At 59.8% G+C, this 21,707-nt stretch carries 16 protein-coding genes; 7 read left to right on the forward strand and 9 right to left on the reverse strand.

Annotated elements, in window-relative coordinates; genetic code table 11:
- Positions 1-510: 510 nt before the first annotated feature.
- Together prpE and SLH47_RS02095 are read right to left on the reverse strand one after the other, a co-directional pair.
- Positions 511-2,403, reverse strand: a complete 1,893-nt coding sequence (prpE, locus tag SLH47_RS02090; protein ID WP_320237660.1) for a propionate-CoA ligase PrpE — start codon at positions 2,401-2,403, stop codon at positions 511-513.
- Between the two features lie 70 nt (positions 2,404-2,473).
- Entirely contained in the window at positions 2,474-4,753 is a 2,280-nt protein-coding gene (locus tag SLH47_RS02095; RefSeq protein ID WP_320237661.1) for an NADP-dependent malic enzyme, read from the reverse strand.
- Between the two features lie 122 nt (positions 4,754-4,875).
- Here SLH47_RS02095 and SLH47_RS02100 point away from each other — a divergent pair, with 122 nt between their 5' ends.
- Genes SLH47_RS02100 through upp form a run of 6 tightly spaced genes read left to right on the forward strand, consistent with a single transcriptional unit; the run spans position 4,876 to position 10,496 of the window.
- On the forward strand, positions 4,876-5,988 hold the full coding sequence (locus SLH47_RS02100; protein WP_320237662.1) for a cupin domain-containing protein: 1,113 nt from the start codon (positions 4,876-4,878) through the stop codon (positions 5,986-5,988).
- A 19-nt stretch (positions 5,989-6,007) separates the two neighbouring features.
- Positions 6,008-6,400, forward strand: a complete 393-nt coding sequence (locus SLH47_RS02105; protein ID WP_320237663.1) for a cytidine deaminase — start codon at positions 6,008-6,010, stop codon at positions 6,398-6,400.
- A 4-nt stretch (positions 6,401-6,404) separates the two neighbouring features.
- Positions 6,405-7,706 carry a thymidine phosphorylase gene (locus SLH47_RS02110; RefSeq protein WP_320237664.1) on the forward strand — a complete coding sequence of 434 codons (1,302 nt, stop codon included), beginning with the start codon at positions 6,405-6,407 and terminating at the stop codon, positions 7,704-7,706.
- Positions 7,706-8,881 (forward strand): phosphopentomutase, encoded by a 1,176-nt coding sequence (locus SLH47_RS02115; protein ID WP_320237666.1) that lies wholly within the window; start codon positions 7,706-7,708, stop codon positions 8,879-8,881. Before SLH47_RS02110 ends, SLH47_RS02115 begins: the two co-directional genes overlap by 1 nt.
- Positions 8,878-9,867 (forward strand): adenosine deaminase, encoded by a 990-nt coding sequence (locus SLH47_RS02120; RefSeq protein ID WP_320237667.1) that lies wholly within the window; start codon positions 8,878-8,880, stop codon positions 9,865-9,867. The genes SLH47_RS02115 and SLH47_RS02120 overlap by 4 nt, the downstream gene beginning before the upstream one ends.
- Entirely contained in the window at positions 9,864-10,496 is a 633-nt protein-coding gene (gene upp / locus SLH47_RS02125; protein WP_320237668.1) for a uracil phosphoribosyltransferase, read from the forward strand. Before SLH47_RS02120 ends, upp begins: the two co-directional genes overlap by 4 nt.
- Positions 10,497-10,500: 4 nt before the next feature.
- Here the strand turns inward: upp and SLH47_RS02130 are convergent, their stop codons facing one another.
- From SLH47_RS02130 to SLH47_RS02145, 4 genes are all read right to left on the reverse strand, one after another.
- A complete protein-coding gene (locus tag SLH47_RS02130) occupies positions 10,501-11,928 on the reverse strand; it encodes an MFS transporter (RefSeq protein WP_320237670.1) in 1,428 nt (475 codons plus the stop codon).
- A gap of 119 nt (positions 11,929-12,047) precedes the next feature.
- On the reverse strand, positions 12,048-12,515 hold the full coding sequence (locus SLH47_RS02135) for a GNAT family N-acetyltransferase (protein WP_320237671.1): 468 nt from the start codon (positions 12,513-12,515) through the stop codon (positions 12,048-12,050).
- Positions 12,516-12,523: 8 nt separating this feature from the next.
- Positions 12,524-13,540: a hypothetical protein gene (locus tag SLH47_RS02140; RefSeq protein WP_320237673.1), complete on the reverse strand. Its 1,017-nt coding sequence runs from the start codon at positions 13,538-13,540 to the stop codon at positions 12,524-12,526.
- A 159-nt stretch (positions 13,541-13,699) separates the two neighbouring features.
- Positions 13,700-14,200 (reverse strand): hypothetical protein, encoded by a 501-nt coding sequence (locus tag SLH47_RS02145; RefSeq protein ID WP_320237675.1) that lies wholly within the window; start codon positions 14,198-14,200, stop codon positions 13,700-13,702.
- A 393-nt stretch (positions 14,201-14,593) separates the two neighbouring features.
- Here SLH47_RS02145 and SLH47_RS02150 point away from each other — a divergent pair, with 393 nt between their 5' ends.
- Complete coding sequence (locus SLH47_RS02150; RefSeq protein ID WP_320237676.1) at positions 14,594-16,639, forward strand: FAD-dependent oxidoreductase; 2,046 nt, start codon at positions 14,594-14,596, stop codon at positions 16,637-16,639.
- 61 nt (positions 16,640-16,700) lie between these two features.
- Here the strand turns inward: SLH47_RS02150 and SLH47_RS02155 are convergent, their stop codons facing one another.
- The 3 genes from SLH47_RS02155 to SLH47_RS02165 all read right to left on the reverse strand — a co-directional run bounded on the left by SLH47_RS02155 (position 16,701) and on the right by SLH47_RS02165 (position 21,705).
- Positions 16,701-18,326 (reverse strand): AMP-binding protein, encoded by a 1,626-nt coding sequence (locus SLH47_RS02155; protein WP_320237677.1) that lies wholly within the window; start codon positions 18,324-18,326, stop codon positions 16,701-16,703.
- A gap of 264 nt (positions 18,327-18,590) precedes the next feature.
- Positions 18,591-20,786, reverse strand: a complete 2,196-nt coding sequence (locus SLH47_RS02160) for a 3-hydroxyacyl-CoA dehydrogenase NAD-binding domain-containing protein (protein ID WP_320237678.1) — start codon at positions 20,784-20,786, stop codon at positions 18,591-18,593.
- A complete protein-coding gene (locus SLH47_RS02165) occupies positions 20,779-21,705 on the reverse strand; it encodes a hypothetical protein (RefSeq protein ID WP_320237679.1) in 927 nt (308 codons plus the stop codon). Before SLH47_RS02165 ends, SLH47_RS02160 begins: the two co-directional genes overlap by 8 nt.
- Positions 21,706-21,707 lie beyond the last annotated feature (2 nt).

A 21,707-nucleotide genomic window follows, 5' to 3' on the forward strand; every position in this document is an offset into this window, starting at 1 on the left:
GACCGGGCCCCCGGCCCGGGCCGCGGTCGTCATTTTCGCGCCATTGGTCCGAGCGACAATGGCGACACCCTCCCACCGGGAGGGCGCATCTGCGATGCCCCCTGTGCTACCGCACCCTTCGGCCTCAAAAGGTCCACTGGACCTTTTGCAAGACGGCCTCCGGCCCAGGGTCGGGGGCGGCCCTCAGTCCTCGAAATCGGAGTCGTTTTCTAAAGCGCGGATTCGAAGTATTTTTGATTTTACTCTACTTCTGTCGCTTCCTGATCATTTGGACCATCTCTATGAGGCTTAGAGTGAGAAAGACGATTGCTCCAATGCGGTAACTTTCACGATTCCAATCGTGAAAAATCACCATGTAGGTACCACCGATCAAAATCATGATACGGAGCACCCAGCCGACATGTTCTTTAATACCCTGTGCCATAGCTCAATCCATTTACACGTTGCTTTTGTGCGGTAGCATGGCAAGCGATGCTCTTGACACTCCAGAGTGTCAGTCGGCGGCAAAACTTAGCTGCCCGCATACCCCAACGGCATCAGCGCCTCTCGGATCTCCTCCAAGATCGCCGGATCATCAATCGTCGCGGGCATCTTGAAATCCTCGCCATCGGCGATTTTCACCATCGTCCCACGCAGAACCTTGCCGGAGCGGGTTTTGGGCAACCGGTCGACGACGGTGACCAGTTTGAACGCGGCGACTGGGCCGATCTGATCGCGGACGCGGGTGACGACCTCTTTTTTGATCTCCTCATGGGGACGATCACATCCTGCATTCAGGCAAATGAGGCCCAAGGGCAATTGACCCTTCAACTCATCTGTCACGCCAATCACCGCGCATTCACCCACATCCGGATGCGCGGCGAGGACTTCTTCCATTGCACCTGTCGAGAGCCTATGCCCGGCCACGTTAATCACGTCATCGGTGCGCGCCATGATGTAAAGGTAGCCGTCCTCGTCGATCATCCCCGCATCCCCGGTCTCGTAATAGCCAGGGAACGTGTTGAGGTAGGATTTGATAAAACGCTCTTCCGCATTCCACAGCGTGGGCAGGGTACCGGGGGGCAGGGGGAGCTTCACGGCAATGGCGCCCAACTCACCAGCGGGAATCGGGTGCCCCGCCTCATCGAGGATCTGCACGTCATATCCGGGCATCGCCACGGTGGGTGAGCCGATCTTGACCGGCAGAGCCTCAATCCCAGCTGGATTGCCGGCGATGGTGTAGCCTGTTTCGGTCTGCCACCAATGGTCGTAGACCGGGACGCCCATGACGCGCTGCGCCCATTCAATCGTGTCGGGGTCCGCGCGTTCGCCTGCCAAATAGAGCGCGCGCAGGCCGGAGATGTCGTAATCCTTGATCATCTCACCTTTCGGGTCCTCACGCTTGATCGCGCGGAAGGCGGTCGGCGCGGTGAAGAAGGATTTGACGTTATGCTCTTCGATAACGCGCCAGAACGTGCCTGCGTCGGGTGTGCCGACAGGCTTGCCCTCAAACACCACGGTCGTGTTGCCGTGGATCAGAGGGGCGTAGCAGATGTAGGAATGGCCCACGACCCAACCCACGTCAGAGGCGGCCCAGAAGACCTCACCCGGATCGACGTTGTAGATCGATTTCATCGTCCAGTTCAGCGCCACAAGATGGCCCGCCGTGGGGCGCACGACGCCTTTCGGCGCGCCGGTGGTGCCGGATGTGTAGAGGATATAGGCGGGATGGTCGCCCTTGACGGGCACGCATTCCGCGGGCGCCACGTCGGCCTGAAAACCGTGCCAGTCGTAGTCGCGACCGGGTGTGAGTGCGGCGACCTCTTGTTCGCGTTGGAAGATCACACAGAAATCGGGCTTGTGGCTGGCCAGATCGATGGCCTCATCCAAGAGCGGTTTGTAATGCACCACGCGCCCCGGCTCGATTCCGCATGACCCCGCGATAATCGCCTTTGGGGTTGCGTCGTCGATCCGCACTGCCAGTTCATTCGCAGCGAAGCCGCCAAAGACAACGGAATGGATCGCGCCGAGCCGGGCACAAGCGAGCATCGCCTCCAAAGCCTCGGGGATCATCGGCATATAGATGATGACCCGGTCGCCTTTTTCGATGCCTTTGGCACGCAGCGCTCCCGCGAGTGAGGCCACGCGCGTCTGAAGTTCAGCATAAGTAATCTGGCGTTTCGTGTTGGTGACGGGGCTGTCGTAGATGATGGCCGCCTGATCGCCCCGGCCATTTTCAACATGACGATCCACAGCATTGTAGCAGGTGTTCACCTCCGCATCGGTGAACCAACGGTAAAGCGGCGCCTTGCTGTCATCCAGAGCCTTGCTGGGCGGTTTCACCCAATCGATGGCTTTGGCCTGCTCCAACCAGAACCCTTCCGGATCATTCTGCCAGCTTGCGTAAACGTCCGCGTAACCCATACATGCCTCCCGTCATCTTCAGACGAAAGTGTTACGCGCAGCCGGTCGGGGCGGCAAGCCGGACCGTGCACTAACCGTAATGCGTGACCGGTGTGCCAGCGACTGCCGACATATTCAGCAAACCGCGTGCGGTGATTGAGGGTGTCACAATATGACAGCGGTTGCCCATCCCCATCAGGATCGGCCCGACCTCCAGCCCGCCGCCTTTCATCTTCAGGATGTTGCGCACGCCAGAGGCGGCATCGGTATTGGCAAAGATCAACGTATTTGCCGCCCCGTCCAGATGCGCGCCGGGAAAGACGCGGTTGCGAAGTTCAACATCCAAGGCTGCATCGATATGCATCTCGCCTTCATAGGCGAAGTCGCGCGGCCGGCTGTCGAGAATTTCCATCGCCGCGCGCATCCGCCGCCCGCTATCGCTGTCGAGATTGCCGAACTGGCTGTGCGAGCAGAGTGCGATCTTGGGTTCAACACCAAACCTGCGCACGTGGCGGGCAGCACCGATGACCGTTTCGGCGATCTGCTCAGGGGTAGGTTCAGGGTGAACCTGCGTATCGGCCAAAAATAGTGGCCCGTCTTCTAGGATCATCAGCGAAAGTGCGGCGACCGGGTGGTATTCATCTGTGCCGAGGATCTGGCAGACATAGTTGAGATGCCACAGGAACTGGCCGAATGTGCCGCAGATCAGGCTATCCGCCTCATCCCGGTGGACCATCACCGCACCAATGGCAGTTGTGTTCGTGCGCATGATGGCTTTGGCCAGATCAGGCGTGACACCCTTGCGGGCCATCAACTCATGATATGTGCCCCAATAGTCGCGGTAACGCGGGTCGTTTTCGGGGTTCACAATACTGAAATCCACACCGGGGCGGATATTCAACCCGGCACGCTCGCAGCGCAGTTCGATTACTTCCGGGCGGCCAATCAGGATAGGTGTGTCGGTGGTCTCTTCCATGATGGCCTGAGACGCACGTAGCACCCGCTCATCCTCACCTTCCGCAAAGACAATTCGCCGGGCAGAGGTGCGGGCGGCGTCGAAAACGGGCCGCATGATCATCGCCGATTTGAAGACGGAGCTGTCGAGGTTGGCTTTGTAGGCTTTCATATCCGTGATAGGGCGCGTGGCGACACCCGTTTCGCAGGCGGCACCTGCAACGGCACTGGCGACCACACCCATCAGGCGGGGATCGAATGGTTTCGGAATCAGGTAGTCAGCGCCAAAGGTGAGTTGTTCGCCTTTATAGGCCGCCGCTGCCTCCGCGCTGGTCGTTGCGCGGGCGAGGGCCGCGATGCCTTCGACGCAGGCGATCTTCATCTCGTCATTGATATCGGTCGCACCAACATCCAGCGCGCCACGAAAGATGAATGGGAAACAGAGGACGTTATTGACCTGATTGGGAAAATCGCTGCGACCCGTGGCGATGATGGCCTGCGGATTCACCTTGCGGGCTTCTTCCGGTGCGATTTCGGGCGTCGGATTTGCCAGCGCAAAGATGATCGGACGGTCGGCCATCTTGGCAACCATGTCGGGCTTCAGCACGCCCGGTCCCGAAAGCCCCAGAAAGAGATCAGCCCCAGCGATCACATCATCAAGTGTCGCGGGTGTCGTCCCTTGGGCGTACTCGGCCTTTTGCGGGGTCATGTCCTTTTCGCGGCCCCGATAAACGAGGCCTTCGATATCGCAGAGCCAGACATTCTCGCGCTTCACGCCCAGTTTCAGGAGCATGTTCAGGCAAGCGATGCCCGCCGCGCCGCCGCCGGTTGAGACGATCTTGATGTCTTCGAACTTCTTGCCCGCAACCCTCAGCGCGTTAGTGGCCGCCGCGCCGACAACAATTGCTGTTCCGTGCTGGTCATCATGAAAGACGGGGATGTTCATCCGCTCGCGGCAGAGTTTTTCGACGATAAAGCAATCCGGGGCCTTGATATCCTCCAGATTGATCGCGCCGAAGGTCGGTTCCAACGCGCAAACGATCTCGGCCAGTTTCTCGGGGTCGGGCTCGTTCAACTCGATATCAAAGCAGTCGATATTGGCGAATTTCTTGAAGAGAACCGCCTTACCTTCCATCACAGGCTTAGACGCCAGCCCGCCGATATTGCCAAGGCCCAGCACCGCCGTGCCGTTCGAGACGACTGCCACAAGGTTGCCCCGCGCGGTGTAATCGCGGGCCACGCTGGGGTCGGCTTTGATCTCTAGACAGGCTTCAGCCACGCCGGGCGAATAAGCGCGCGCCAGGTCGCGTCCATTGGCGAGCGGTTTGGTCGCGCGTATCTCCAACTTGCCGGGTTTGGGGAACTGATGATAGTCCAGTGCGGCCTGTCGCAGGCCCTCTTTCGCGTCGTCTGGCATCTGGTCCTCCCAATATGGTTTAACATTAAACCATTTTCTTTCCGCAGGGGAAAGCGCCCTTGTGGTTAAACATGCTTTGGCGCCTCTTGCAAATCATTCCATGGCCTCACAGGGTGCGTTCTATGACACAAGACCATGACATCCGGGCCGAAATCTGCTTGCCCACGACAGACTTGCGCGCCGATCTAAGTTTCTTCGGCAATGTGCTGCGGATGCGGCTGGACATGATCTACCCGGCGGATGATCCCACAGTCGCGGTCTATTCGGGGCACGGGCTGCGCGTGCGTCTGGAGCAAGGGACAGGCCCGAACCCCGGATTGCGGATCCTAACGGATGATCCCGACTTCGCGGATGGGACCAAGGCGCTCACTTCGCCGGGCGCAATACCGGTCACAATCCTCCCGCTGCACCCGCCGCTGATCCTGCCCGAAACCGATCACGCTTTTGTAGTGCGGCGCTTGGCCGACCAAGCGCCCTGGGTGATCGGCCGCGCGGGAATGCACTACCGCGATCTGATCCCCAGCCGTCTCGGTGGATCGATTATCGCCAGTCACATTCGTATCCCGGATGGCGGGCCGGTTCCGGATATGGTGCATTTCCACAAGGTCGGGTTCCAGCTCATCTTCTGCTATCGCGGCTGGGTTGATGTGGTTTACGAGGATCAAGGCCCGCCGATCCGTCTCACCGCCGGAGATTGCTTTATCCAGCCGCCTGAAATCCGGCACCGGGTGCTGGAGGCGTCCGACGGCATCGAGGTGATCGAAATCGGTGTGCCTGCCGAGCATATCACCGAAATCGATCACGAGATGGAGCTGCCCACGCCTCATCTTCGCCCAGACCGGGAATGGCAGGAGCAGAAGTTCGTGTTCAATCAGGCAGCTCACGCCGACTGGCAGCCGTCGCGCCTGCCCGGTTTCATCGCGCGCGATACGACGATTGCCGAGAACACCAAGAATGTCGCAGGCGTGCAGGTTCTGCGCCGGGGTCAGGGGACGCCCGAATGGATGACCCATGACGCGGATATCCACTTCACCTTCATGATGCAGGGGACCATGACGCTCGAAGGCGAGGGGAAGGCACCCTACACCTTGGAGCCCGGCGACGCATTCGTGATCCCGCCGGGCATGGCGACCCGCTATGCAGCACCTTCCGACGATATCGAACTGCTTGAGGTCACCTTGCCCGGCGCCGTCAGCACCCTTGCATCTGGCCCCATCCCGGATCACTCTGCCTGAAACAAAAAGCGGAGCTTCCATGTCCCTGATCGATGCCGCCCGCGCGGTCCGCGAAAACGCACATGCCCCCTATTCGAAATTCAAGGTTGGTGCGGCTTTGCGCGCGACGTCCGGCAAGGTTTACACGGGCTGCAATGTCGAAAACGTGGCCTACCCTGAAGGGACCTGCGCCGAGGCCGGGGCCATTGCCTCCATGGTCGCCGGTGGGGACACGGAGATCGCCGAAATCGCCGTCATTGCCGACAGCCCCAAACCGATTAGCCCTTGTGGTGGGTGTCGTCAGAAGATCGCAGAATTTGCGAAGGGCGATGTCAAAGTCACATTGACGACGCTGGACGGCGTGACGCTTGAAACGACCGTCTCCGAATTGCTGCCCGGCGTTTTCGACGCCGACTACATGAGCCGCGTCTGAGAAGATGGACGCCCGTGCGATCATCGCCAAAGTGCGAAGGCACCAAACCCCCAGCCGGGAGGAACTGACCTGGTTCGCAAACGGCCTGGCCGATGGCGATGTCAGTGACGCCCAAGCCGGGGCCTTTGCCATGGCAGTGGTGCTGAACGGGCTCTCGGAGGAAGGTCGTGTCGCACTGACGCAAGGGATGCGCGACAGCGGTGACGTGTTGCAATGGGACCTGCCGGGGCCAGTGATCGACAAGCATTCCACCGGCGGCGTAGGCGATTGCGTCTCGCTGATCCTCGCACCTGTTCTGGCGGCCTGCGACACCTACGTGCCGATGATCTCGGGCCGGGGGCTGGGCCATACCGGTGGCACCCTCGACAAGCTCGAAGCGATCCCTGGCGTCAACATCAACGTCACAGAGGCGCGGTTGCGCCAGATCACGCGCGATGTGGGCTGTGCCATCGTGGGTGCAACGGGCAAGATCGCCCCGGCAGACAAGCGGCTTTATGCAATCCGGGATGTGACCGCGACGGTCGAAAGCGTGGACCTGATCACCGCCTCGATCCTGTCGAAGAAGCTGGCAGCCGGTTTGGAGAGCCTGATCCTTGACGTCAAATGCGGGTCGGGCGCATTCATGAAGACGCCTGATGAGGCCCGAACCCTCGCCCGCGCTTTGGTGGACGCGGCAAACGGGGCGGGCTGCAAGACCGAAGCGATGATCACCGATATGAACGAGCCTCTGGCACCGACTTTGGGCAACGCGGTTGAGGTGGCGATCTGTATGGAAGTGCTGGCAGGCAACAAGACAGCCGCCCCCCGGCTTTATGATCTGAGCTTTGCTTTATGTGTTCGGCTGCTCGTCATGCAGGGCGAAAATGAGGACAAGTCCATCGGACGGGTCAGTCGCGCGATTGCCTCTGGCGCAGCGATGGAGCGCTTTGCCTGGATGATCGCCGCTTTGGGCGGACCACCTGACATGGCGCAGGACTGGCATACGCATCTGCCAAAGGCGCCTGTTGTCGGGGCCGTAACTGCTCCGGAAAGCGGGCAGGTTGCCGCGATTGACGGTGAAGCGCTGGGCCTTGCGGTTGTGGGTCTGGGCGGCGGTCGCCGGGTTGAGACGGACACTGTTGACCCTTCGGTGGGATTGACCGAGATGGTGGGCCTTGGCGATCAAGTTACGCGCGGTGATCCGCTTTGCATCCTGCATGCCGCTGATGAAGACAGCGCCGAAGCCGCGGCGCAGGCGGTGCGTGCGGCGATTACAATTGGCGAAAGCGGCGCACGCGGCCCCTTGATTATCGAAAGGGTGGAATGATGCCCCGGGCCTTTCTGATCGTGATTGACAGCGTTGGAATTGGCGGCGCGCCCGATGCGGACCAATTCTTCAACGGCGATTTGCCGGATACCGGGGCGAATACGGTGGGGCACATTGCCGAAACCGCCGGGCTGGATGTGCCGACACTGGATGCGCTGGGCCTCGGTGCCGCAGTCAAACTCGCCTCTGGCGTGGATGCCCCTGGCCTTGGGCAGACGCCGACCGGCGCTTGGGGCGCTGCGACCGAAATCTCGCCGGGCAAGGATACGCCGTCCGGCCATTGGGAACTCGCAGGCGTGCCGGTGCCGTGGGACTGGCATGTTTTTCCTGAACAGATTCCGGCTTTTCCCGATGATCTGACGGAGGAGATTTGCGCCAAGGCCTGCACCGAGGGGATCCTCGGCAATTGCCACGCCTCCGGGACCGCGATCATCGTCAAATACGGTTACGAACACCTGAAAACCGGCTGGCCTATTTGCTACACCTCCGCCGACAGCGTCCTTCAGATCGCGGCGCATGAAGAGCATTTTGGCCTCGACCGGCTGCATCAGCTTTGTGCCGATCTGGCCCCGACCTTGCATGCCATGAAGGTAGGCCGCGTGATCGCCCGGCCGTTTGTCGGCGAGCCTGGCAACTTCACCCGCACCGCAAACCGCAAGGATTTTGCGATAGCGCCGCCTGCTTCGACGATCTGCGACGATGTGCATGATGCGCGGCGGAAGGTCTATGCGGTGGGGAAGATCGGCGACATCTTTTCGATGCGGGGCATCGATGACCTTCGCAAGGGGCGGGACGCGGTGCTGATGGGCCACCTTTATGACCTCGCGGATGAGGCTGATGACGGCACCTTCATCTTCGCCAATCTCGTGGAATTCGACAGCGAATATGGGCACCGGCGGAACCCGCAGGGCTACGGTAAACAGCTCGAATGGTTCGATGAGGCATTGGCCAAACTGCTGCCCAAACTGCGCCCGGATGACCTGCTGATCGTCACTGCCGACCACGGCAATGACCCGACGTGGCGCGGCACGGACCATACCCGCGAACGGGTGCCTGTCTTGGTGCATGGTATCGGGGCGAGGGCGCTTGGGCATCTGGCCTTTACCGACGTTGCCGCTAGCGTCGCTGACCATCTAAAAGTGCCCTATCGCGGCCAGGGAAAAAGCTTTCTATGACATTTCAATCCACACCCAAGATCGAGTTGCACACCCATCTTGAGGGTTGCGCGCCACCCGCTTTCATCCGGGGGCTGGCGGCAGAAAAAAGCATCGATCTAAGCAAGATTTTCACGCCCGATGGCGGCTATGCTTTCCGCAACTTTGACCATTTCCTGCAGGTCTACGAAGCTGCCTGCACCACCTTGCAAAGCCCTGAAGACTTTCGCCGCCTGACCATGGCCGTGCTGGAGGAAACGGCGTCACATGGCGTCGTCTATATGGAAACCTTTGTCTCGCCCGATTTCTGTGGCGGCGGGGACCTCGCGGCCTGGCGCGAATACCTCGCAGCCATCGAAGATGCGGCCAACGAGGCGGAAGAGAAGCTGGGGATCACCCTGAAAGGCATCGTGACCGGCATCCGCCATTTCGGACCGGAGGCTTGCAAGCCTGCCGCCAAATGCGCGGTCGAAACCTTCGGTAGCTTCATCACCGGCTATGGCATGGCAGGTGGAGAAATGGTGGGCCGCCCCGGCGATTACGCCTACAGCTTTGACATGGCGCGCGAGGCGGGGATGCCGTTGACCTGCCATGCGGGCGAATGGGGCGGGGCCGATATGGTCGCCGACACGATCCGCGATCTTGACGTGGTCCGGATCGGCCACGGGATCGGCGCGGCCAGTGATCCGGCACTGGTTGAGGAAATCGCCGAGAAAGGGATCGTGCTTGAGGTTTGCCCCGGCTCAAACGTGGTGCTCAACGCTGTGGGCGGCTGGGCCGATCACCCGATCGTCAAGCTGCGAGACGCGGGTGTCAAAGTCACCGTCTCCACTGACGACCCACCTTTCTTTCACACGACGATGACCGCCGAATACGACACGCTCAACAAGACCTTCGGCTGGGGTGAGGATGACTTCAAAGCCATCAATCAAACAGCCCTTGCCGCCGCCTTTTGCGATGATGACACCCGCGCCCGCGTGGCCAAACGACTGGAGCCTGCCACATGACCGACCACGTCACCCATGTCACCCACCCGCTGGTGCAGCACAAGCTGACGCTGATGCGAAAAAAAGACACCTCGACCGCCAGCTTCCGCCAACTTCTGCGCGAGATTAGTCAGCTTCTGGCCTATGAGGTGACGCGCAATCTGCCCATGACGACCCGCGCCATCGAAACCCCGCTGGAGCCAATGGACGCGCCCGTGATCGACGGCAAGAAGCTGGCGCTCGTCTCGATCCTACGGGCGGGGAACGGGCTGCTTGACGGGATCCTGGAACTGATCCCCTCGGCCCGTGTGGGCTTTGTGGGGCTTTATCGTGACGAAGAGACGCTGAAACCCGTGCAATACTATTTCAAGGTGCCAACCGAGTTGGACGACAGGCTTGTCATCGCCGTAGACCCGATGCTGGCCACCGGCAATTCCTCGGTCGCCGCCATCGATCTGCTCAAAGAGGCTGGGGCCACGAATATCCGGTTCATGTGCCTGCTTGCTGCACCTGAAGGGATCGCACGGATGAAGGAGGCGCATCCCGATGTACCCATCGTGACGGCGGCGATTGACAGCCATTTGAACGAGCACGGCTATATCGTGCCGGGCCTCGGCGATGCGGGCGACCGGATGTTCGGGACGAAGTAGCCGCTCATGCGGGCTCGGTCTGCGCAACCAGTAAGTATGCTGTCGCCGCACTCAACAGCGACAGTGCGACGCCAGCCCAAGCGGCAGCAGCGAAGCCCGCGATCAGATCATCTGCGGCCCCGATCAACACAAGCCCCAGAAATGCGGTGGCAAGCAGTCCTGCAATGCGCGAGATCGCATTGTTGATGCCCGACGCAACACCCGTATAGCGGGCACCTGCGCTGTTGAGCACCGCAGTTGTCAGCGGCGCGACCGAGGCCGCCATGCCAAGCGCCATCACGATCAAGCCGGGAAAAAGGTGCAGCCAATAGACCACCTCATTTGAGGGGATCTGTGCGAACAAGGCAAAGCCCAGAGCCACTAGAGCGGAGCCTGTGACGAGCAGCGTCCGGGTTCCATACCTTTCGGTCATCGCGCCACCCACGAAGCGTGACAACAGCCCCATCACCAGCGGAAATGGCAAGATGGCCGCACCGGCGGCGGTGGCGCTATAGCCTAACTCGCGGATCAACACGTAGGGCAGCAGGACAAGCAACCCGCCCAAGGCAGCGTAAAGGCAAAGCGTCAGCAACGACAGGCCCGAAAAGGTTGGGTTCTGAAAAAGAACAAGCGGTGTCATGGCATCGTCGCCCAGCCGCCGCTCGACCACGACAAAGGTGAAGAGCAGTGCGGCGCCGATGACCAGTGCGGCAAGGACGGGCGTGGTCGGACCTTGATCCGGCAACGCGATCAACCCCCAGATCAGCGCAAACAGCCCCGCTCCGGACAAGGCGGCCCCGGTCCAGTCGAGCGCCGGTGCATCCTCGCGCGCTTTGCTTTCGCGCACCGACTTTCTAGCGACGATCATTGCATAGATGGCTATTGGCGTGACGGCGACAAAGGCCCAACGCCATCCGGCGAGGTCAACGATTATGCCTCCCAGCAATGGGGCCGCTGCGCCTGCGGCTGCACCGGCCGCCGCCCAGGTGCCAATAGCAGCACCCCGCGCGCGTCCGGAAAAACCATCGGCAATAATGGCGAGCGAAGTAGGGGCGAGCATCGCGGCCCCGATCCCTTCCAATGCACGGCCAAAGAGCAAGACAGGCAGGGACCATGCGACAGCACAGATGATGCATGCCACGGAAAAGATGCCCAACCCCCACTGAAAGATCAGCTTGCGCCCATAAATGTCGCCCATTGCTCCGCCAATGAGAACGAGTGCGCCTAGAGGCAGAAGATAAGCATTCACGATCCATTGCAGGCCCGTTGGGCCAGCATCAAAGGTGCTTTGCATCTGCGGCAGGGCCACGTTGATGATCGAGCCGACGATAAAAGCAAGGCTTGAACCAAGGATCGTGGCGAGAAGAGTGCCTTTGGGATCGAGGCAATCGCCTTCCCTGCCTTGCGCGCGCGCGGCCTGAGCTGTGCAGGGAAATGGCAGAGCATTTGTCATGGCGTATCAACGCATTGGTGACGGAGCGGCGGCATGTGGGACCTCTGCTGTTCGTGCTTAGACGCGACCTTAGTGCCTTGTATATGACATGTCTGCCTTCAACGCGGCAGTGATGACATTCAGTATCCAGGTGCGCGTTTTTGGAAACCGGTCTTGGTCTGCAAGAAGCCCGCATTGGCGTAAAACCGCAAGGTTTCAGGGCGTTTGGAACCAGTCATCAGCATCACCTTGTAGCAACCTGCCGCCCAGGCGCGATCACAGGCGGCATCGAGGACGTGTGTCGCATACCCCCGGTTTCGGTGATCTTCATGCGTGACGACATTTTCGATCAGCGCATATGGGTGGCCAGAGCGCGAAAGGTTCGGAATAACGACCAGAACACAGGAAGTGACGAAAATGTGGTCCTTGGTCCCGACAAGGATTGCATTGCCGTCATAGCGCAGAAAACGAGCAAAATTGTCCTCCGCACAGGTGGGCGAACAGGGCGGATCATCCGGGCTAAGATGTCCATAGAGTTCCAGCAGTTGCGGCAAGTCGTCTGCTGTGATCGGCCTAATGGTCAGCTCGGTCCTCTCATTGCCTGGCATCAGAAGCTCTAAACATCACAGATGTTCTGCAGGCTGACCCAGTCGCTGTCGGTCAGAAGCGCGGGAACATCGGCGCCTTGCAAAGGATCGCTGCCCAGATCAGGCATCGTGCCGGTGCGTTCATCCGCGACAGCCAGAAATGGCGCCTGAGGTACTTGCGCATTGGCGAGCGCGTCGCGCAGCAGGTCTGCTGGCGCGTCTTGCGCGTTTTCCGTTAGCAGCGCCGCAGCAGCGTCTTGCAGAATGGTCGCGGGGATCTCTCCGGTGGTCAGCAGCCGAAATGTGACGCCAAGCCCGGCGTTGTGGAGTAATTCCTCTAGCGGGTCCATATGGGTCAACGCGGCACGACTGCCCAGAATGAAGCCTGCGGCTGCGGCCGGGTCGTCAGACGACCGCAAGAGCGCGTAATCCACAACGACCAAATCGCCGGGGAGGGCCAACGCGCCGGCGGGCAAGTCCGGCACTACCAAGATCTGGGTGGGTGTCTGTGGACCAAAAAGTTGCTCTGCCAGCCGTTTGCTGGCGTCATTGGCGCGGGGTTCATTGCACACAGCACCAGTTTGCACTTGCAGATACCCCAGCATCGTCGCCCCGATCTCCACGCGTTTGGGAAAGGGCACGACAGCCAGCGTTTGCCGCGTCAGGGCGCCGGGCAACCAGAAAACAGCGAGCAGCAGAGCGCCAACAACGATCCCGCCGGTAATCCAATGGCGCAGTTTGCCCGGTTTGGGCCGTGCTTTGTCCAGTGCCGCGCGAACCTCTTCAATTGCGTCGATCATCAGATCGTCGGAAATCTCGACAAGCTCGCCGCCATCGTCGTCCGGTGCATAGAGGGCCGGGTGCTCTCCGGGGTTTCGGCGCACAATGGCAGGCAAAGACCAATGCGCCAGCGGTCGTGCAGTGCCATCGGCGATCACCAAGGTCGCATCGCCAAAGGAAATCACCACATCACGACGCTGCGCCTCGGCATCAGCGCGCCAGATGCCACCACTCTCAAGCCGCTGATACTTATCAAGCGCTGTCATTGCCCAAGCTGCCCCTTTTTATGCCAGATTATCTGGTCAAGAGGCGCTTGTCATGTCGGGTTTGATGAAGACCGTTCCCTACTTCATGTCGCGCAAGCGAAATTGCAATGAGCGGTCTTCTGTTACCTGGGAGTGCTATCTGAGCTAGAAAGTTCTCGTTCAAACACGAATTCGGACACGTCCTTGGCGGAGTTCGACATCCAAATCTTCCAGCGCGACGCTGCCACTGGCCAGGCCGGTTGATCTGCAGCGCGTTTCGCTGCCAACAAGACCAGCGTCCAGCAATTCATCGGAAGCCTTCTGGAAATAGGCTAAGTTCCGCATCACTGCTTCGCCGTTCACAGTGACAGCAGAACGCCGCAATAGCTCACGGTTGAATTGCGGGGTATAAGATAGGCCCTCACCAGAATATGCGCCGCAGACAAAAATTTCGCCAGCGCGCTCAATCGCGGTAAACCGATAGACCATGACGCTGTCGTCATTCCAACGGACACTTCCGCCATCAAAACTTGCAGCGACCACCGGATCGCTTGCAGCAACTACGCCTGTAGTTGCATTGCCCGAGGCGACGCCCTGTGATGCCGTGTCGGCAGGGGTACACGCAGAGAGCGAAAGCCCGACGGTGATTGAACAGAGTGTTTGTAAAGCTTTGAGTGCCACAGATCGTTTCCATTTTTTGTCAATGTGTTGGGTGGTTAGCGGTGACGGGTTTCATTGCCAAGGCGAATTTGAACAATAACATCCATTTCTTTCAAGGTGGTGCGAAGGCGCCAGATTGAGAACCCTATTTCCGTCTTAATGAGGCTTCAGCGTCGAAATTCTCGTGCGCAATGCAATCGCGCTTTCGAATATTCGGTTCTCTCAAAAGTAGATGAGAAGTGTCTTTTTCAGCTATCGATATCGGTCAATCACTTGCATCTGAAGGTTGTGCACCAGGTGTATCCAACGGAGACATGACGCCGCATGATCGGGATCTGCCATGTCGGAAACAGACTTGACCGGGCGCAGCGGCGGCGGGCCAACTGAACTGAGTACGTTTGCAGAGGTGTGCCGATGTCCAGCGATCCATTGCTTCAGCCCTTTCAGTTGAAGCATCTGACCTTGCGCAACCGGGTCATGACCACCAGTCATGAGCCCGCCTATCCTGAAGATGGGATGCCGAAAGAACGTTACACGGCCTATCATGCGGAGCGGGCCAAGGCCGGCGTGGCGCTTACGATGACTGCGGGCTCTGCCGTTGTGTCGCGTGACAGCCCGCCATCGTTCAACAATGTGCTGGCCTATAAGGATGAGGTGGTGCCGTGGATCAGGCAGTTGACCGACGCCTGTCATGATCACGGCTGTGCCGTCATGATCCAGTTGACCCATCTGGGGCGTCGGACGGGGTGGAACAAGGGGGATTGGTTGCCCTCCATTTCGTCCGGCCCGCATCGGGAACCGGCCCACCGCGCTTTTGCGAAGATCGTCGAGGATTGGGATATCGCGCGGGTGATCGCCGATTTTGCCGATGCTGCCGAGCGGATGAAAGAGGGCGGTATGGATGGGGTAGAGATTGAGGCTTACGGCCATCTGATCGATCAATTCTGGTCGCCCCTGACCAACGCGCTCGACGGCCCCTACGGGGCCTCCTCGCTTGAGACCCGGATGCGGTTTGGCCTCGATATCATCGATGCCGTGCGGGAGCGGGTGGGGCCGGATTTCATCGTCGGCATTCGCTATACGGCGGACGAGGCTGCGAAAGGGGGGATCACGCCTGAGGTGGGGCTTGAGATGGCGCAAGTCCTGACGGCCACGGGCAAGATCGACTTTTTCAACGTGATCCGTGGGCGAGTGCATTCTGACCCGGCGCTGACAGATGTGATCCCGTTACAGGGTATGGCTTCGGCGCCCCATCTCGATTTTGCAGGGGCCGTGCGCGCGGCGACGGGTCTGCCGACCTTTCATGCAGCGCGCATTCCTGATGTGGCGACAGCGCGCCATGCGATCTCAGCCGGGTTGCTGGATATGGTGGGGATGACGCGCGCCCATATGGCCGATCCGCATATTGTGCGGAAGGTGATGGAAGGGCGCGAGGATGATATCCGGCCTTGTGTGGGCGCCACCTATTGCCTCGACCGGATTTATCAGGGGGGCGAGGCGCTTTGCATCCACAACGCCGCTACGGGCCGCGAATTGCAGATGCCGCAGGTGATCACCCCTTCCGGGACGCGCAGGAAGGTTGTGATTGTTGGTGCGGGCCCCGGCGGGTTGGAGGCCGCGCGGGTCTGTGCCGAACGCGGGCATGATGTGACGGTATTTGAGGCTGCGGATCAGCCCGGCGGGCAGATTCGGCTAACAGCGCAGTCGCCGCGCAAACGTGAGATGATCGGGATCATTGATTGGCGCATGGCGCAATGTGCCGCGCGTGATGTGCGTTTTCGTTTCAACACCTACGCCGAGGGGTCGGATGTCACCGCTCTTGCTCCGGACGTGGCGATTATTGCAACCGGTGGATTGCCGAACCTTGAGCTCTTCGAAACGTGTGGTGAGGCTGCGCATGTGATCAGCACCTGGGATATCCTCTCTGGCGATGTGAAGCCCGCCGGGCGCGTGCTGATCTATGATGAAAGCGGCGACAATCCGGGGCTGCAGGCGGCTGAGATGGCGGCAGAGGCGGGGGCCGATGTTGAGGTGATGACGCCCGACCGCAGCATCGCGCCTGAGGTGATGGGGATGAATCTGACCCCTTACTTGCGCAATTTGCAGAGATTTGGGGTGCGTTTGACGGTGGCGGAGCGGCTCTTGGGCGTGTTGCGTGACGGGAACCAGTTGGCGGCCACGATCGGGACGGATTACAGCGATTTCACCAAGGTTCAGCATTACGATCAGGTGGTGGTGAATTACGGGACGCGGCCTTTGGATGATCTCTATTTCGATTTGCGGGACGGGTCATCCAATGGCGGGCAATTGGATCACGACGCTTTCATTGCGGTCAGGCCGCAGGCCTTGCGGGTGAACCCGGATGGGGCCTATCAGCTGTTTCGGATTGGCGATGCGGTGTCGTCGCGCAATACGCATGCGGCGATTTATGATGCGTTGCGGTTGTGTCATGTGATGTGATGCCGGGTGTCGCTGTTTCGCTCTCGCGAAAGGCGCCCCACCCGCCATCCCGCAGCGTTTGTCACAACTCTTTCGCGCGTTTGCGCAGCTCGAATTTCTGGATTTTGCCGGTCGATGTTTTGGGCAGTTCTTGAAACACCACTTTTTTCGGCGTCTTGAAGCCCGCCAGACGTTCGCGGGTGAAGGTGATGATTTCGGCCTCATCGGCATCGGCGCCGTCTTTCAACTCGATAAAGGCACAAGGCACCTCGCCCCATTTCTCATCGGGCTTGGCGACCACGGCGCAGAGGTTGACGGCGGGGTGGTGCATCAGCGCGCCTTCCACCTCGACCGAACTGATGTTTTCGCCGCCTGAGATGATGATGTCCTTCGCGCGGTCGGAAATCTGGATTGAACCGTCAGGATGCTGGATTGCCAGATCCTCGGAATGGAAGTAGCCGCCGGCAAAAGCTTTCTCTGTCGCGTCGGGGTTTTTCAGATAGCCTTTCATCACTGCATTTCCGCGCATTACAATCTCGCCTTGCGCGGTACCATCCATGGCCACTTGCGCCATCTGATCATCAACGACCGTCACATCCTCCATCATCGGAAATGCGACGCCCTGGCGGGCCTTGATCGCGGCTTGTTCCTCACCCGGCAGCGTGTCCCACCTCGCATCCCAGATGCATTCGGCCACGTGGCCATAGGTCTCAGTCAGCCCGTAGACCTGTTTGACGTTGAAGCCGAGTTTGCCGATCGCGGCGAGTGTGGCCGGGGCAGGGGGTGCGCCTGCCGTGAAGACCTGAACGATGTGGTCGAACGCGCGGCGGTCTGCGTCGTCGGCATTGACGATCATGTTCAGCACAATCGGCGCGCCGCCGAAATGGGTCACGTCCTCATCGGCGATGGCGTCATAGATGGCCTTGGCGCTGATATCGCGGCAGCAGATGACCGTACCGCCAAGGCTCGGCATCATCCAGGTATGGTTCCAGCCATTGCAGTGAAAGAGCGGCACGATCTGCAGATAGCGCATGAAAAGCGGCAATTCCCATGAGATCGGTGTGCCCATGGTCATCAGGTACGCCCCGCGATGGTGGTAGACGACACCTTTGGGGCGGCCTGTGGTGCCGGAGGTGTAGTTGAGCGCGAGGCTTTCCCATTCATCTTCTGGCATGATCCATTTGAAATCCGGATCGCCGGTGGCCAGAAAATCCTCGTAATTCTGCTGTTCGGCCATGGCGTGTACGCCCGCCTCGTCATCGGGAACTTCGATGATCAGGGGCGCGGGCCCTTCCATCAGATCAATCGCGGCCATGGCGAGCGGCAGGAACTGGCTGTCGACCAGGGCCACCTTGGCCTCGCCATGATCGAAGATATAGGCGACCGTATCCACATCGAGCCGTGTGTTGATCGTGTTCAGCACCGCACCGCAGGCGGGCACGCCAAAGGCGGCCTCGGACTGGGCTGGGACGTTGGGCAGGATGGTGGCGACCACGTCGCCGGGTGTAATGCCCACCTTTGTAAGGGCAGAGGCAAGTTGCGAGACACGTTTGTAGTACTTTGCATAGGTCCGGCGAATGCTGCCGTAGACCAGAGCCTCGCGCTCTGCAAAGACCAGTGCAGCCCGTTGCAAATGCGAGAGCGGAGTGAGCGGAACATAATTCGCCGCCCGTTTGCCGAGGCCCGTTTCATCACGCATCCAACCCATCTGTCGATCCTCCCAAATCTTTCGCCATAAGAGAGGATGTTAGGCGGGTCTGACAAGTCTCAATTGTCAGACATTTGCAGGTGAGCGGTGATATCTTCTCGCTCATTACGCCTATTCTTTGCCGAAGGGGGCTTGGGATAAGGCCACCGAGAAACTTAGCCGATTGGGTAAGCATTTCGACAGCCTAGAGATTTGTTGCGCGCCGAGATGGAAAAAAGCGGGCAAGGATATTGCCCGCTTTGAGTTCAGCTTGGATTGCCGGCCCTAGGCGGCTTTGGCTTCTTGTCCGAAGCGACCATAGAATGTCTGACCCTTCTCGGCCATCTCGCGCAGCAGGTCCGGTGTCTTGAACCGCTCGCCAAAGGCTTCTGTCAGCTGATCGCAGCGTTCGACGGCATAAGGCGCGCCGATGATGTCGAGCCAGCTGAACGGCCCACCCGACCAAGGGGCGAAGCCCCAGCCGAGGATCGCGCCCACGTCGCCTTCGCGGATGTCTTCCAGCACGCCTTCTTCCAGCGCACGGACGGCTTCGAGCACCTGCGCGAAGAGCAGACGATGCTGCACGGTGGTCAGGTCGGGCTGCTCATCGGCGGCGGGATACGGCGCGGCGAGGCCCTCCCACAGACCCTGGCGTTTGCCTTTTTCATCATAGGCATAGAAGCCGGAGTTGGATTTGCGGCCCAGACGCTCCTGGTCGAACATCCAGAACAGCACCTCGTCCACAGCCTCGTTCGGGTAGGCGTCGCCCATCGCGGCTTTGGTCGCTTTGGCGATTTTCACGCCAAGGTCGATGGAGGTCTCATCGGTCAGTTGCAGCGGACCCAAAGGCATTCCAACGAGCTTAGCGGCGTTCTCGATCAGCGCAGGCTCGACGCCTTCCTTCACCATCCGAATGCCTTCGTTGATGTAAGGGATGATGCAGCGGTTGGCGTAGAAGAACCGTTCGTCATTGACGACAATCGGGGTCTTCTTGATCTGGCGGACATAGTCGAGCGCTTTGGCCACGGCCACAGGGCCCGTCTCATTGCCCTTGATGATCTCAACCAGCAGCATCTTGTCCACGGGGCTGAAGAAGTGGATGCCGATGAATTTCTCGGGATCGTTTGACGCCTTGGCGAGCTCTGTGATCGGCAGGGTTGATGTGTTGGTCGCGAAGATGCAATCGGGGCCGGTGACGGCCTGCACCTTGGCGGTGACGTCGGCCTTCACGCCCACATCCTCGAACACGGCCTCGACGATCAGGTCGCAGCCTTTCAACGCGTCGTAGTCGGCAGTCGCATTGATCAGGCCCAGCACGGCCTCTTTCTTTTCCTCGGTCGCTTTCTTGCGGGCGATGCCCTTATCCATGTAGGCGGTCGTGTACGACTTGCCCTTGTCCGCCGCTTCCTGGCTGGAGTCGATCAGCACGACCTGAATGCCGGCCAACGCAGAAACCAACGCAATCCCCGCGCCCATCATACCGGCGCCAATGACGCCAACTTTGCTGACCTTCTGGTCTGGCGCCTCGGGGCGGTTGGCGCCCTTCTCCAAGGCCTCCTTGTTAATGAAGATGCTGCGGATCATGGCGCTGGACGATGGGTTCATCAGCACATTGGTGAACCAGCGTGCCTCGATCTTCAGCGCCTGATCGAAGGGCACAAGCGCGCCTTCGTAGACGGCGGAGAGAAGCGCCTTGGCCGCCGGATAGACTCCTTGGGTCTTGCCGTTGACCATGGCCGACGCGCCGACAAAGGTCATGAAACCTGCAGGATGGTAAGGCGCACCGCCAGGCATCTTATAGCCCTTTTCGTCCCATGGCTTGACGATCTTGGGCTCAGAGAGAACCCATTCCTTGGCTTTGGCCAGCAGCTCATCCGCTGGGACAACTTCGTCAATGACACCAGCAGCTTTCGCTTTCATCGGGTCGTTCAGCTTACCTTCCAGCAATAGGGGCGAAGCGGCCATCGCACCCAGTTTGCGGACCAAACGGGTCGTGCCACCTGCGCCGGGGAAGATGCCGACCATGATCTCAGGCAGGCCGATCTTGGCCTTGGGATTGTCGGCGGCAAAGATGCGGTGACAGGCCAGCGGGACTTCCAGACCGATGCCGAGCGCCGTGCCGGGCAGGGCGGCGGCAATCGGTTTGCCGCCTTTGTTGGTCTTGGGGTCCATGCCCGCACGCTCGATCTTACGGAGCATATAGTGACCCGCCATCGTGAAATCGAACAGACCTTGCGCCGGGTTCTCACCGCTTTCATCGCGGATGCTGGCCAGCACATTGAGGTCCATCCCGCCAGCAAATGTATCCTTGCCAGATGTGATGATGATGCCCTTAACCGCATCATCGGCCAGTGCCTCATCTACAAGCTTGTTGAGAAGCTGCATGGAATCACGGCTCATCACGTTCATGGATTTGCCGACAGTGTCCCAGGTGATTGTCGCGACGCCATCCGCGTCGACGGCCATGGTGAAATCAGTCATTGGAGGTCCTTTCAGGATCGATAACAAGATCGGGCAGCGTCGGCGTTTCCGCCACTTCAGCCCAGAGATGGAAGCGACCTTCGCCATTCATCATGGCGTTGGTCGAATGAGTTTCGCGCCAGAGGCCGTCAGCACAACGCTTGAGCCGAACGCGGTTCGGATAAGGTGGGATCAGGCGCGTGCCGTTGCGGATGAGATGGCTTTCGTGCACGCCGCGAATGTCGTCATCGGCATGAAAACAAGCCTCTTTCGCGATGCGCACGAAGTCAGTGACGCCGATGCCCCGATATTTGTCCGCGAATTTGTAGAATGTGCGTTCCATATCCGCGACATCTGTGACGAGCTGCGTCGCGGTCTCAGTTTGCATGCTGTGTGGCAAGGAGATGGTCATCCGAAACGCGTCGAAATCCGCAGCCATGAGAGAGGCCGTCGTGCGGTCAAGATGCTCTTGATAGATCAGCATCGCCCGTTGGTTCGTCTTTTTGTGCGGATCAAGGGCTTTCGCCTGAGGCTGATCACCGGCAAGGGCGTAGTCCGAGCCGGTGATTTTCCACTGTCCATCCAGCCGCTCAAGAACAGAAAAAACCGGATAGGGCGGCACGATGTCTTTGCCATGTGCGAGCACGTGGCTGGTATGTGTGGCCTCGACCCGATCAGGGCCGCAGAAGGCGGCAGCTTCGCAAACCCGCCGCAATTCCGTCATACCCATGGATTGGAAACAATCGCACATCTGTTCAAACGCCATTCGCAGATCATCACGCGTCAAAAGCCGGATTTCGCTTTCGATCGTGGTCATGGTCTGCGGCAATCCGAAGGCTGAGGCGAAGCTTTCAAAATCGTGCTGCATCAGAGCGTCGGCCGTCACTTTCAGCAAGTGCTCTGAGATTTCCTTGGCCGTCTTCAGTTCGGGTTGCCGCATAC

Source organism: Cognatiyoonia sp. IB215182, from assembly GCF_033963905.1.
GTDB lineage: Bacteria > Pseudomonadota > Alphaproteobacteria > Rhodobacterales > Rhodobacteraceae > Yoonia.